This is a genomic window from Nodularia sp. LEGE 04288 (assembly GCF_963896525.1).
In the GTDB taxonomy this organism is placed as follows: domain Bacteria; phylum Cyanobacteriota; class Cyanobacteriia; order Cyanobacteriales; family Nostocaceae; genus Nodularia.
Genome location: NZ_CAWQOY010000023.1, coordinates 1 through 13,023, shown reverse-complemented (window position 1 = coordinate 13,023; position 13,023 = coordinate 1). Strand labels below are relative to the sequence as shown.

At 40.6% G+C, this 13,023-nt stretch carries 16 protein-coding genes and 2 pseudogenes; 9 read left to right on the top strand and 9 right to left on the bottom strand.

All coding sequences use genetic code 11. From position 1 onward, the window contains the following. Nucleotides 1–231: 231 nt before the first annotated feature. The 5 genes and pseudogenes from AACX33_RS02245 to AACX33_RS02225 all read left to right on the top strand — a co-directional run. Nucleotides 232–414: pseudogene (locus AACX33_RS02245) on the top strand (Uma2 family endonuclease); the annotation flags it as partial. A gap of 66 nt (nucleotides 415–480) precedes the next feature. Continuing rightward, nucleotides 481–705, top strand: a complete 225-nt coding sequence (locus tag AACX33_RS02240) for a type II toxin-antitoxin system Phd/YefM family antitoxin (protein WP_193998370.1) — start codon at nucleotides 481–483, stop codon at nucleotides 703–705. Then, nucleotides 705–1,097, top strand: a complete 393-nt coding sequence (locus AACX33_RS02235) for a type II toxin-antitoxin system VapC family toxin (protein ID WP_193998369.1) — start codon at nucleotides 705–707, stop codon at nucleotides 1,095–1,097. Before AACX33_RS02240 ends, AACX33_RS02235 begins: the two co-directional genes overlap by 1 nt. Nucleotides 1,098–1,187: 90 nt before the next feature. After that, a complete protein-coding gene (locus AACX33_RS02230) occupies nucleotides 1,188–2,450 on the top strand; it encodes a ribulose bisphosphate carboxylase small subunit (RefSeq protein ID WP_193998368.1) in 1,263 nt (420 codons plus the stop codon). 411 nt (nucleotides 2,451–2,861) lie between these two features. Further along, nucleotides 2,862–2,987 carry a hypothetical protein gene (locus tag AACX33_RS02225; protein ID WP_265338686.1) on the top strand — a complete coding sequence of 42 codons (126 nt, stop codon included), beginning with the start codon at nucleotides 2,862–2,864 and terminating at the stop codon, nucleotides 2,985–2,987. Nucleotides 2,988–3,202: 215 nt separating this feature from the next. Here AACX33_RS02225 and AACX33_RS02220 read toward each other — a convergent pair whose 3' ends face one another. From AACX33_RS02220 to AACX33_RS02190, 7 genes are all read right to left on the bottom strand, one after another. Continuing rightward, nucleotides 3,203–4,012, bottom strand: coding sequence for a glucose 1-dehydrogenase (locus AACX33_RS02220; RefSeq protein WP_193998367.1), 810 nt, complete (start codon nucleotides 4,010–4,012; stop codon nucleotides 3,203–3,205). A 443-nt stretch (nucleotides 4,013–4,455) separates the two neighbouring features. Then, the gene (locus AACX33_RS02215; RefSeq protein ID WP_227789397.1) at nucleotides 4,456–4,668 is read right to left on the bottom strand and encodes a hypothetical protein; all 213 of its coding nucleotides are present in this window, start codon (nucleotides 4,666–4,668) and stop codon (nucleotides 4,456–4,458) included. 3 nt (nucleotides 4,669–4,671) lie between these two features. Continuing rightward, the gene (locus tag AACX33_RS02210; protein WP_193998366.1) at nucleotides 4,672–6,219 is read right to left on the bottom strand and encodes a hypothetical protein; all 1,548 of its coding nucleotides are present in this window, start codon (nucleotides 6,217–6,219) and stop codon (nucleotides 4,672–4,674) included. 1 nt (nucleotide 6,220) lies between these two features. Beyond that, nucleotides 6,221–7,972, bottom strand: a complete 1,752-nt coding sequence (locus tag AACX33_RS02205; RefSeq protein WP_193998365.1) for a hypothetical protein — start codon at nucleotides 7,970–7,972, stop codon at nucleotides 6,221–6,223. Between the two features lie 7 nt (nucleotides 7,973–7,979). Further along, entirely contained in the window at nucleotides 7,980–8,759 is a 780-nt protein-coding gene (locus tag AACX33_RS02200) for a LamG domain-containing protein (protein WP_193998364.1), read from the bottom strand. Between the two features lie 55 nt (nucleotides 8,760–8,814). After that, a complete protein-coding gene (locus tag AACX33_RS02195; protein WP_193998363.1) occupies nucleotides 8,815–9,132 on the bottom strand; it encodes a hypothetical protein in 318 nt (105 codons plus the stop codon). A 12-nt stretch (nucleotides 9,133–9,144) separates the two neighbouring features. Beyond that, complete coding sequence (locus AACX33_RS02190) at nucleotides 9,145–9,915, bottom strand: hypothetical protein (RefSeq protein ID WP_193998362.1); 771 nt, start codon at nucleotides 9,913–9,915, stop codon at nucleotides 9,145–9,147. Between the two features lie 260 nt (nucleotides 9,916–10,175). Between AACX33_RS02190 and AACX33_RS02185 the strand changes: the two genes are divergently transcribed. The 4 genes from AACX33_RS02185 to AACX33_RS02170 are packed head-to-tail and all read left to right on the top strand — an operon-like array spanning nucleotide 10,176 to nucleotide 11,874. Further along, complete coding sequence (locus AACX33_RS02185) at nucleotides 10,176–10,511, top strand: hypothetical protein (RefSeq protein WP_193998361.1); 336 nt, start codon at nucleotides 10,176–10,178, stop codon at nucleotides 10,509–10,511. Between the two features lie 5 nt (nucleotides 10,512–10,516). Continuing rightward, nucleotides 10,517–11,137 carry a hypothetical protein gene (locus AACX33_RS02180; RefSeq protein ID WP_193998360.1) on the top strand — a complete coding sequence of 207 codons (621 nt, stop codon included), beginning with the start codon at nucleotides 10,517–10,519 and terminating at the stop codon, nucleotides 11,135–11,137. Between the two features lie 4 nt (nucleotides 11,138–11,141). After that, nucleotides 11,142–11,648, top strand: coding sequence for a hypothetical protein (locus tag AACX33_RS02175; RefSeq protein ID WP_193998359.1), 507 nt, complete (start codon nucleotides 11,142–11,144; stop codon nucleotides 11,646–11,648). A 1-nt stretch (nucleotide 11,649) separates the two neighbouring features. After that, nucleotides 11,650–11,874: a hypothetical protein gene (locus AACX33_RS02170; protein ID WP_193998358.1), complete on the top strand. Its 225-nt coding sequence runs from the start codon at nucleotides 11,650–11,652 to the stop codon at nucleotides 11,872–11,874. 12 nt (nucleotides 11,875–11,886) lie between these two features. Here AACX33_RS02170 and AACX33_RS02165 read toward each other — a convergent pair whose 3' ends face one another. Continuing rightward, complete coding sequence (locus tag AACX33_RS02165) at nucleotides 11,887–12,156, bottom strand: hypothetical protein (protein WP_193998357.1); 270 nt, start codon at nucleotides 12,154–12,156, stop codon at nucleotides 11,887–11,889. After that, nucleotides 12,153–13,023: pseudogene (locus AACX33_RS02160) on the bottom strand (hypothetical protein); the annotation flags it as partial. The gene AACX33_RS02165 and the pseudogene AACX33_RS02160, both read right to left, overlap by 4 nt.

Sequence of the window (13,023 nt, the reverse complement as noted above, 5' to 3'; positions counted from 1 at the left end):
TCGCTAACCTTTCTAAATTCACATTTTTAATTGACTGTAAGATGTTCACCACAATTTGGAGAAACAGGTATTCTGCTAGACTCAATTGACTTTTTAAGTGCTTTTGATAGAATAAAGGTATCATTATAATTAGATAGGTCTTATTGACAATTCCTGACCTATCTTTTTTTACCATAAATCGTTACATTGTTTACACTGTCTTGTTTTCAGCCTTGTTTGTCGCCCCGTCAGGAATATATATCATTAATTACTGATGCTAACGGTATTATTAAAAGTCGTGTTTATCCTGGTTTATGGTTGGATGTAGCTGCATTATTAAGAGGGGAAATGACACAAGTTTTAGCAATTTTACAGCAAGGGTTGAACTCCCAAGAACATCAAGAATTTGTGCAACGGTTATCAGAAAAATCTTAATACATCAATCATTCAAAATAACAAGTAGTATAATTATTTAATTAGGGCTATATCGAGGTAAAAATTATGACTCAAATTCCTGTATCTGAAGCATCTCAAAATTTACCAGAATTGATTGAAGCAGCGCTTTCAGGTGAGGAGATCATCATCATGAAGGAAAATTTACCAGTTATCAAGTTAACTCCTGTAGCTCCTGTAAAACGCCGTCGTCAGCCTGGAAGTGCGAAGGGTTTAATAACCTTGTCTGAGGACTTTGATGCACCTTTAGAAGATTTTCAGGATTATATGTAATGATGTTTTTACTAGATACACATACTTTTATCTGGTATGTGATGGATAATTCAAGACTGAGTAATCAGGTAATAGAATTAATAAATGATGAAAATAATCAAATTTTTGTCAGCGTAGTTAGTCTCTGGGAAATAGCAATCAAGCAAAGTATAGGTAAACTTACTTTTAATCAGCCCCTGCCATTTGAGATATTTATCACCCAGCAACTTCATTTGAATAATTTCAGTTTACTTGATATCAAAATTAGTCATGTTGCTGTGATCTCATCATTACCCTTACATCATCGTGACCCATTTGATAGATTGTTAATTGCACAGTCTATAGTGGAAAATATACCATTACTGAGTGCAGATCAGATTTTTGATGCGTATCCAATTCAACGTTTGTGGTAGGTAGCAGTCAATTTCTACCAGAAGATCAATGAACAAAATGCACCAAAAAAACTTAGCATTATTTAATAAGTCCTAATCAACGATAATTTTATGAGTTATTACATTGCTCCCCGCTTTCTAGACAAACTTGGCGTTCACATTACCAAAAATTTCTTGAATCTACCTGGTGTTCGAGTTCCTTTGATTTTAGGGATTCATGGACGTAAAGGCGAAGGTAAGACATTTCAGTGTCAGTTAGTCTTCGAGAAAATGGGTATCGAAGTGACTCACATCTCCGGTGGAGAATTGGAAAGTCCCGATGCTGGCGACCCGGCGCGGTTGATTCGTTTGCGTTATCGCGAAACCGCAGAATTAATCAAAGTGCGTGGCAAAATGTGTGTGCTGATGATTAATGATTTAGATGCAGGTGCGGGACGCTTTGATGAAGGTACTCAATATACTGTAAATACTCAGTTGGTAAATGCCACACTGATGAATATTGCGGATAATCCTACTGATGTGCAGTTACCTGGAAGCTACGATTCTACACCTTTACATCGTGTCCCGATTATTGTCACAGGGAATGATTTTTCTACTCTCTACGCGCCGTTAATTCGGGATGGACGGATGGAGAAATTCTACTGGGAACCAGATAGAGACGATAAGGTGGGGATTGTTGGCGGAATTTTTGCAGAAGATGGACTTTCAAAACGGGAAGTGGAACAGCTCGTTGATACTTTTATTCATCAGTCTATTGACTTTTATAGTGCGTTGCGATCGCGTATTTATGATGAACAAGTACGTGAATTTATCCATAAAGTAGGTTTTGAGCGTGTATCATTGCGTATCGTTAACAGCGCCGAGAAGCCCCCAGAGTTTAAAAAGCCAGATTTCAGCTTGTCTAACCTGATCGAGGCTGGTAACTTGATGGTGGGTGAACAACAACGAGTGGAAACTTCTCAATTAGTTGATGAATACAATCGACTGAATCGAGGGAGTCAAAATTATCAACCAGCACCATCTGCGCCTGTGACACCCAGCAATGCTTCCCAACCACCTAAAAACGGGAATGGATTTCAGACACCAAAAGCATCAAATACCCATTTAAGCCTAGAGACACAAGAACAAATTCGCCAAATTTTAGCTCAAGGTCACAGAATTAACTTTGAACACGTAGATGAACGTCGTTTCCGCATGGGTTCTTGGCAAAGTTGCGGTACAAATCAGATTAATGCTGAGTGGGATGCAATATCAGCTTTAGAAGGTTATCTAGCGGAATATCAGGGTGAGTATGTGCGCTTGGTAGAAATTGACCCGAAAGCTAAACGGCGGATTGTGGAAACGATTATTCAGCGTCCGAATGGTAGAAATTAAGCAAAGGTGCGAGTTTTTTGCTTCTGGTAGACGCGCCTCGGCTGATTCTAAAGCCCTGAAGGGTATAGCTGCGCTTACCGTGGTAACCTTGCGAAGCAAAGAGGAATAAAGATTTTTTCTCTAAATCTAGTTGCTCAGAACCATTTCGGGAGGGGAGTTCCAAATCCCCCTCTCTCCCCTGTTTCTGCGGTCGGTCACTTCCGTAGGGGTTAATTAACAGCTACTAGGGACTTCCAGAAAATAAATTATCCAATTTACTCAGATAATATTTTGTTTTCTTCCCCCTGCTCCCTGCTCCCTGCCTACCCAGTGATGGGATATTTTTTTAGTTTGAAGTCCCCTATTATCCCCGCACTAGGGTGGTTGGATTTAGTTAAAAGTCAGAACTTCACCCACCCGCATGGATATTATATGGAACCATTATCCCTAGAGCGAATTGAGCATATTTATCATAAATATCAAAGACCAGAGGTGTTTATTATCAATAAATCTAAGACATCTAGGGAAGGTCTAGAAAAGTTTTTACAAATTACATAATTAGATATCTGGTGAGAAATAATGTACGGAAAAATCCTCGGACGTACAGAAAGCCGAAACCGAGAATCACTAAAGTTAAAATGCTACCGCCAAAGTACAATATTAGTTTTTTGTTTGCTTCCTTAAGTTTGGAGAAATTTTTCGCTTTCGGGGTCATATTTGGCCAGTGACACGTTTTGCCAATTGGGATAATCTAGATTCTCCCAAACAACTACTCAGGCTGACCAATTTTCGCGGAAGTCAGCGTACAAACTTAGTCCACCGTCTACAAATAAAGTTTGACCTGTGATGTAAGCGGCATCATCTGAGGCTAAAAAAGCTACGGCTGCTGCCATTTCTTCAGTGGTTCCCGCACGACACATGGGAATATGACTTTCCACAGTTGCCTTTTTTTCTGGGTCATCTATCCAAGCTTGATTGATTGGTGTGACTGTCGCTCCTGGTGCTACGGCATTGACGCGGATACGTCGATGAGCGTATTCTAATGCTAGGGTTTTAGTGAGGTTTTCCATTCCACCTTTGCTAATGGAATAACTTAGATATGTAGGTCTGGGAATAATTTCGTGAACACTGGAAATATTGATGATTACCCCGGAATGGTTCTGGGATAAAAGATGTTTGATAGTTTCACGGGCGCAGAGGAAAGCACCCCGGAGGTTAACTGCCAGGACTTGATCGAAGTCTGCGGTAGTCAGTTCGTGGGATGGGCATTCTGTTTGAATGCCGGCATTGTTAATTAGAATATCTAAACTGCCAAAGGTGTCAACTACACTGTTGACCATTGTCACAATGTCTGATTCTTGGGAAACATCGCCCTGTACTAATAGCGATCGCATTCCACAATTTTCGATGTCTTTACAGGCTTTTTCTACTGCCATTGCTTCCGTTTCCGCCCCGGATTCTGGGGTTTTACGGTAGTTAATTGCTATATTACAGCCTTCTTGGGCCAGTTTCACTGCGATCGCCTGACCAATGCCTGAAGTTGCACCTGTAACTAAAGCATTTTTGCCTTGTAATCCTTTCATGGTGAAATTGTTCCGTATTAAGTGAGAGACTAGGAACTGGGGAAGAAGAAAACAAAACCAATGTTCTGTTTCTTCTGCGTCCCTCTGCCTATTCTCCCCAATACCTAGCCTTTTAACTTCTACTATGTGGTACTAGTACAGCACGGTGTAAATATGCATACCCTTGCTAAAAATTGCAAATTTCAAAATAAAAGCCTCTTGACTTTTGACCCTTCGACTGCGCTCAGGGTAAACTTTTGACTTCCGCTCAGCGGGGGTGCTATTTTTGTAAATTAGGTGGTACTTCTTCGGGGATGACAAAAAGAGACGAGACAGCAACAGATTGAAGGATTCCTGACTACTTTTCTACTCATACACTACTCAATCGCGCTGCTATTCCCGTCGGGGATAAACCAATATATAAAATACTGTATATTGGTTTATCCCTCGCAAAATGCCTCCATTCATGGATACAAAGCCAGAAATTTTAGAATTAGCCATAGGACAAACAGTTTACTACCACGACGGAGTGATGCAGGAATACGTATGTTCAGAGCTGATAGCAGTAGACGAGGAGCTTCAGTTAGTGAGGCTCCTTCCATTCCCCGGATGTACCTTAATCCGGACATTCTTGATTCTTCCGGCGGATGAAATTTTAACCGAAGACGATTTTGCATAGCTCATGCTTTGTAAACCACATTTCGCCTCTTCCCGGTAAGGTCTACCAACGCGATAGTATCCGTCCCATTACCGATCGTAATCGTAGCTTCTGTGAAAGTCACCTTACCTGTCTTCTGTCCCACTGTGGTTACTTCTATTTGCTTGCCTAGCACGGTCTTGGTTACTGATTTTTTGACCGCACCAGTAGGCTTAGAACCTACTCTAAAGCAATCGTTATCCATTTTATGCCCCTGTATATCCAGTACCTTATTAATGATTTGTTTGGCAGTTGCGGCATCACCCACCCATAGATTGAGTCCATACCCTTTACTGGGATCTTGGTAGGTAAAAAGATTTGTACCTTTATTGATTTTGTAAGCTGGGGTAGCAAATTCAGTATGAATCTTAGTTGCCAATTGTTTGATATATCCATCGGCTTTAAAATCATCCTCCGTCTTCCCCATCAGCCTGAAGCTAATTTGCATGGCAAGGGGATTGTTAGTAGCTACTTTTTTGCCATTTGCACCAGTGCCAATTATCCTATCTTCTTTTTTTTCATAAAACTTTAAGAATACCCTTGGCAGCAGCGATCGCACAGGTTGTTCGCCATCTGTACCATAAATGATGCCCAGGTCGCGATCGCCCATCACCTGATAAGTTGTTAGCGCTGATGTTACTTGGTTTCTTAATTCAATGCCAGAACCAGCAAGTATAACCCTTTGGTCAGGGACTAACCTGTTAGGTGTTACCACTACTACTCGCTGATTTTCTACCGCTATAACTTCATCTAGCTTTTGCTGTGCTATCCACTGGTCTGCCGTACTAGCAGCAACAAATCCAGCTTCCCAGAAACCTTCATAGGCTTCTTCGTCAAATTCTTCCCAGAAGTTTTTCCAAGCTGGGCTTTTAATCTGATCGTAACTTTCCTCTTTCTTTGATGCGAAAGACCATGCAGCGGTTCCATCAGCGCCCCAAGCTTTTATAGCTTTTTCTTTATCATCTCCAAAAATTTTACCAATCAATTTCGATTGGCTTTTTATCATCTTGCGGACAGTAGTAAACGTAGCTGTAAAAAAAGTCTTTATAGCTAATATACCCACACTAGACATCAAGTCTTTAAGGTTATCCACCAACTCATCAATGCCACTAGCAGACACATCCTTGATTACTACTGCTGCTAGTGCTGGATTGAATTTATATGCTGCTATACCAGCAATAGTGCCGCCGGTAAAATAGCCTACAGCATTCCCCAGCGTCGCCCCAAGCTGTCCTGCTATTTCAACCTGCAATGCCTTTATTTGTTCTTCTAGCTGCTTGTCTGTGCTGTTCCAGTTGAAGTTATACAAAAAATCAAAAGTACGCTTAGCAAGCCCCAACATACTACTGATATTAAAGTCTAATTTTGAAAGCCCAGCAACTATAAAGTTTTTAAGCATTCCAGAGCCTTTAATAACAAAGTTGATAATGCTAGTTAAGGTTATTTTTCTTTGTAGTGCGCTGATGACTCTCTTGCCAATTTTTGCCCGTGTAGTTCTACTAAGTAAACTACTGACAGGTATACCGGACATATTAAAAGTCTCCTAATTTTCTAACTTTGGGACGCTCATCTTTATCTTTTCCGTATGGCTTACCCTTGTCCCCTGATGGTGTTTGAGGCAAACCGGTATATCCGTCCTCGACTTCTTCAGCCCAATCTTTGAAATCTTTATCGGTATTTTTATCTAATTCTTCTGATAACTTTTCAGGGTCAGTAAGTAACTTTTTAATTTGTGCAGCAGCCTGCACACCATTCTTCGCTAATTTCACGAAATTTTGAGCATTCCAACGCTGTACCATCTGAAGAATAGGCATTAAATAATCTTTAATGTCCTTCTTATCCACATTCTCATACGAATAGTAGTTTATCTCTTTGTCCATTAATAGTTTTGCAAAATCAGCCTCATCAGGGTTAAAAGTAAGCGTTATGGTTTTCTTCTTTTTATCCAACCTATAGCCTAAAAATTCGGCGTTCGCTAGACCTATATCTACGGCTACCTGTGCAGCTTGTTTAGCAGCGCCGGCTTCTATCATTCCCTTTAAGGATGCTTGCAAGGTTACTTCACTTTCACGTTTTAGCACTACCAATAGTCCCACTACCTCTGCTAACGTTTCTGCAATATTAGGTAAGGACATCACCAATTTCTGATTACCTGTATCGGTAAAATCAGAATCTTCTACTTCTATCTCTATCGGGAATTGTCCCGCTAGTGCATCGGTTTGTTTACCGTGCCAAGAAAGAAATTCTGTCAGGCTTTTAACTTGCACAGGTGACGGGTTAGTAGATACTAGCGAGTCAGGAACACTAACTGGTAAAGTACCTATTCTTTGAAGAATTAGCTTAAGTAATTGATCATTCTGTGGACAGCAAGTCATGGGTGGCTTAGGTGGTGGAGGTGGATCGTAAGGGTCGCCATAATCTACGGAAGTCCCATAGCATTGTGTGAAAAATCCAAATACTGTAAAAGCTATAGTGCTATCTGTGTTATTGGATGAATATATATATTGTGGGTCGCCTGAGTCGAAAAATCCAGTAGTAGTAGCACCTGTAAACGGATTTAAACTACTAGGATTATTAAAGTCTCCATCATAGAAAAGTTTAGCAAAGTCCCCTATATAAGCTGTAAAAGTTTCACCTATACCACGAGTGACTACACGCCACTGCCTAGTATTAGATCCAGTGGCAAGACGTTGTGCTATATAGTCTCCTTCATCATAAGAACCTAGTGTACTTTTAGTAATTTTGTATGTAATAGATTGGGAATCAGAAAATTGTACTTTCTTCCAAATGTTAGACCACGGTAATGTCTCTTGTGTTGTCCACCCCTGAATGCTCCAATTAATAGAGATCAGTCCATAAGTATCGCCATTGTTATCATATAGAGGATACTTTACGGATTGAAGAGTTCCAGTAGTCTTAAATTCCCTACTGCTGAATGTTAGCGGAAATGATTCTACATATTGATGGTTCAATATTGGAATTCTGATTATTAGAATGTCTCCCTCGCATTTTAGATCAGGAGGTGGTGCATTAGGGTTGCCGGATGGAGGTGGTATGGGTGGCGGTTGCGGCGGCGGACATGAAGGATTTTGTATTATAAAAGGGGAATCAGTATAAAATTTTTCCCCAGGATTAACAGGACTTTTATAATACTTTGCGACAACCATTGTACATCCATCTGTGTACACGTCATAAGACGGAAATATAGGTATTGATGGAGGCGATAAGGATAAACTTAATTTAATAGGTTTAAAAGGTGTAACAGGATATTTAGCATTAATCATAATCCATTTATCCGGGGAATGGTGCGATAGGAACTACGGCAGGTGTTTGTATGCTACCTATGCTTAGCCTTAGTTCATCTACATACATACCACTGCCGAAAATATTGCCTAGTTTTACTCCGGTTGCAGTTCCGTATGAGATAGCACCAATACTGTAATCAGCACTTGCTTTTACTCCATTGACATACATTTTCATGAAAGTTTCCTCGCGAATTATAGATACAAAATTCCATTGACCGATCGGGCATGGTGATGTAATTCGCAAAGTGGAATCATAGAAATTTATACTATTGTTTGTTGTGTAAATAATGATGTCTGTCCCACTATTTACATCTATCAATAGGAAATTTTTTTGCGATGTATTGCTGATATAGCACCAAAATTCTATGCAAAAGTTATCTGTACCTAATGCTAGGCTAGGCGTACTAGGAATTTGGATGCCATTACTTACTGAATCGTAATGAAAGGCAGCAGATCCAAACTTAACCGGACTCGACACGAGCTTAGGGCTTGCAATAGCATTAACTGTATTCCCCTTGGCATCATTAAAATTACCATCAAAGTGCATCAATAGTTTGACGGCAGGATCATTTGTTTGCCCTGGTAAGGCATTCTGGGCGCTACCTAATGCATAGGCTTTGATATTAGCTGCTGTATTCTTAAATGCTGTATTGCCTCTGATAACGATACATTCATCTGTATCAGTGATATCTGAAATTAAATAGCTTAAATCAGCTACATTCAATCCGGCATTTTCTAGTGATTCATTTATTGGATAAATAGGCATATTTTTATATTTATTTGTTATGGCTACCAGAATTTCACTGATAGCCGTAGATTAATTACACAAATTCAGTAATTTGTGGTGCTGCTGTTCCACTGGCAACAATCCCGAAGATCGCGCCAGTATAGATCGGTCGTGGCATCTCGTAAAATGTTCCGTCAGGGATGCTAAACCAATAATTGCTAGCACTTACTGTATTAGCAGTTCCCACAAATATTGTCTGTCCTGTTTTGTTCTCAATATTAAATCCTTTCCTGTTTGCATTGGCAGCACTAATTGAGGTGGCAGTAGCAGCTACAGTGATTGATAGTTTATTTGCCGTAGTGGCAATCGACTCACTTGTGGTTACAGCTACAGATTGAATAGATATCGGCATTTGATTTTTCCTTTATTGAAATTCGCGAACTTTGACCGATACATTGCCTGATTGAGATATCAGATATATGGCATCGGTAATAGCAAAATTTGACTCATAGAAACCTTGTGGCTTTATAGTGGCTAAAAATGATTCCGGTGATACATTAGATGCAATATCCAGAAACACATCTGTAGTGCCTGGATTGTATACAGTAAAACCACTGCGTTGTGCATTGCTTTGCATTACTAATGTAGATGTATCACTATTTATATTTGCATCTCTGTTGATGCCTTCTGATATCTTTTCTAATGCAATAGTACGGATTAAATCAGCAGTGATATTAACCCTATCATTACCTTGCAGCAAGCCATATCCTACATCTTGAATTTGCAAGCCTAGCATGGCATTGTCACCTAGCTGAAAATCCCCCAAAGGAAATTCTCTGTATGGTGCAGGTGATGGATTCAATAAAGATATCATCCCAATTCTGATCCAGTCTGTGGAGTCATTCTTGATCCATAGATTGCTTTGAATCCGCGCGCCTTGCCATTCTAGCTTTAAGATTCCTAATTGTGTTTCGCTTTCCGATGCTTCCAGCGGGAATACGGGGAATGGAACTGGTGCAAGCCCGTTGATAAAGGATCGGAGTTCTAAATTCTTGATTTCTAGTGACTCACTTAAAATCCTGTAGCCTGGCTTGCTGTAAGGGGTGTAGGTAAATAACTCTAAAATATTGGCGGCATTTACAGTTGTCAAGGAAGCAATTATTTTAGTTTTTAGTTCTATCTTATTTAATGTCATATGTGGGATGTATAAGGATTTTGCAATATATGAATGTTACACAAAAAGGTGCAATAAGGACTTTTTTGGAGGTGACAAGAAAATGTATAACATATTTTTGTTACAAAATCTTATTGCTTTTTGCAAACAATAGGGAAAATCTTTTGTACACCTTAAGGTATTGAAAAGTTTTTTCTACTTTTTTCGATAAATTGTGTTGACAAAAGTCTTTCTAGCAAGTTACATATGACTTACATCCACACATCTTAAGGTCTAAGAGAATGTCGTTAATCGCTGATTTAACTATTGCTGAAGTAGCCGCTGAAGTAGCCGATCCACTAGTACAGTCTTGGTGGGAAGATGCAGCAAATTTACCAGCAGGGGCTGATACAGCGGAGTTTTTCGCAAAAACTTTGCAAGCCGCTTTCATTGCCCAAAGCAAGAAGAATGCAGCAGGTACGCCAGCGGTCGGCGAAGCCCTAAATGCTTACCTAACACCACAGGCAACCGCACCTGTAACCAACACCACTACTGGAGAACAATCGTACACAATTACGCATAGTGTACAGGTTTTGGCTTCCGTTGATCTCAATGTTGTTATTCCACAAAGAGCATAATTTAAATGGCAGACAAGCCCCTAATTTTCTACTCATTTTTATTAGAAAAGCAAACTGATTCTGACGCAACAAAATCAAACCCTGATCCACTTGGTTTCTTTTACGCAAGAGCTAGTACGGTTAGATTTTTTGATATAGCGGCACTAGCGCAAGCTGCGTACAAGAAGACACGGAAAGGCTATGTACGAGTTAATACGCTAGCCGATGGCACAAATTTATCAGGTGGTGCATCCATAAACGTAGATGCACACCCTGTAACATTTTCTGCTAAAACTCGTCCTCAAGGTGGCAGGCGAGCTATTTTGGTAACAGGAAAAGCGACATCATCCAATATTGTTACCAAGAAAACTAACTACCATACTGTTAGTTTTAATTTTCCTCAGTGGGCTGATGTTTTCACTATCAGTGATGTGTTGGGAACACTGTTGCCCGAAGCAAAGGTTAAAAATGATCCGGGTGCAAATGATGTGTGGCCTTATTTTATTTTAGGTAGTGGGAAGAAATATCCAATCATGGAGAAGGCTGCTGCTACTGCTGCTACTGGAGCTAATGTTGCGATGACCGATCAACAAGCCCAAGAGATGGCAACGAAGAAGCAAGCGACCATCATCAAGCCGAAGAAATAACAGTATGTACAACAATAGCGCTGAATGGTTTCTCAAATTCGACCGTGCAGGTAATGCAAAAATCGATGACAAAGGGAACATTGAGGAACCCATTCAAGCTATTGAGCCAGATGTACAATTTACTAAAAATACCATTGGGATATACTGCAGCAGCACATCTGCACGTCCCAATTGGTACGCAGCGGGAGAGCTATATCAAGCATTCTTTGTGGGGTTTGGTGATGCTGGAGCCGCGCAAGGTGAATCTATCCGGTGTATCTTGAATAGACACATCATTCATCGTTTCACTGTGTTCCCCGGTATCTCAACGGAAAACAAGTATGTTTTAAGCTTTACCCCGAAATTCTGGCTTAAAGATATAACTATCCAGGTGTGGGAATACATTGGAACCAACCAAGGCGTAACGAGTGAAGACTTAGACTTAGGAATAAAGCAGGTCAATTCCCAAGTGCTAAAACAAGCACAACAAATCAAAACTGTATTGAATGAAATAGAGAAGAAAATACCTTAGTATGATTAACATCAAGGATGCTTGTTATTTAGCGATCGCACTGGCCGCATTCGCCTTACTAATGTTCACTTTGTTGAAAGTTGACAGCAAAATTTATAAAAGGCTGGTAGACCTGGATGCAAGAATGAGCGCCCATATCAATGGTGACCAATATCGGCAGGAAAACCAATCTTTACAGCTAAAGTTGATAAGCGAAAAAATAGCATCTTTAGCCAAGCAAAGTTAAAATTTGAAATTTTTAGAAGAGTTTGAGTTGTCCGGGGCTAGTGCGATCGCATCCACGCCCCGGTCTTTTCTTTTTGGGGTGCGGGCGGCGAGTTGGTATACCCAAAATTTGAAAGTACGCTTTTCGCTCTGAGAGCCACACCTTATATGGGTAATATTCCCGGCTGCTAAAAGGGTAAGCCGCATCAATGGCTTCTTTGAGTGAGGGTAAATCATCAGGTGAGGTGGCGGCGATCGCCTTTTGAATCGCCTGCCGTGCTGCTAGTCTCCAGGGGCTAGTCATAATACTTTCACCTGGTGTGCGTAGAACGAATTAGCTATGGTTTTACCTGGGAGCATCACCCAGATGACGGAATCAACCCGTTCAACTACTCCCCTTTTACCCTTGTAAATTTTCCCTACAATTTCAACACTGTCACCGGGCTTAATTGGTGAAAGGGGTGACTCTTTTGTGGCGCGAACATCTATGATTTGAACGGGAACTTCGCTACAGGTATCTCCGGGCAGGAAGCAAATTAACTCACCTTTTGTGGCGTAAATTCTCTTTACCTTGATTTTCGACTTGAGAAAGATGGAGTAGTACACCCCTCCAACCTTGATTTCAGGGCAACCGCTAACTATTGGGTTATCGCTGGCGTGACAGATGTCGTCGTAGCTCATAGCATATTCCCCACTTTGAAATTTCACAGATTTATTCCCCTTCTGCGAAATTATCTGAGTTGTTCCTATTAAGTAGGGGTTCTTTTCGTGGAACAATATCACGACTTCATCGCCATAGTTGAATTCGGTAGTGAGTGGTTCTTGGTGCGGAATTTTTTCCAGAAAGCTAATGGATATAATCTGATTGCAGGTGGTCAGGACAAATTCGTAGCTATTTCCCTCCTGTGGATTACCTACTCGTGGGTACTCTCGGACTTCAAAAACCTTACCCATAGACAAGGGGTGAGACGACAAGACTTTATCCCCAGGCAGAATATCCAGGCGTTGAATTTGTTCCGCTGCTTTGCGATCGCACTTCTCTAAAGCAGCAGATGGGATATCAGCTTCTGGTGGTGAGACATATATATTAGATATATCTTTTCCAGAATCTCTAAACATAGGGGTGTTTTGCTCCAATCCACCACCATCGTTACTGGGCAAGGGTTCCGAC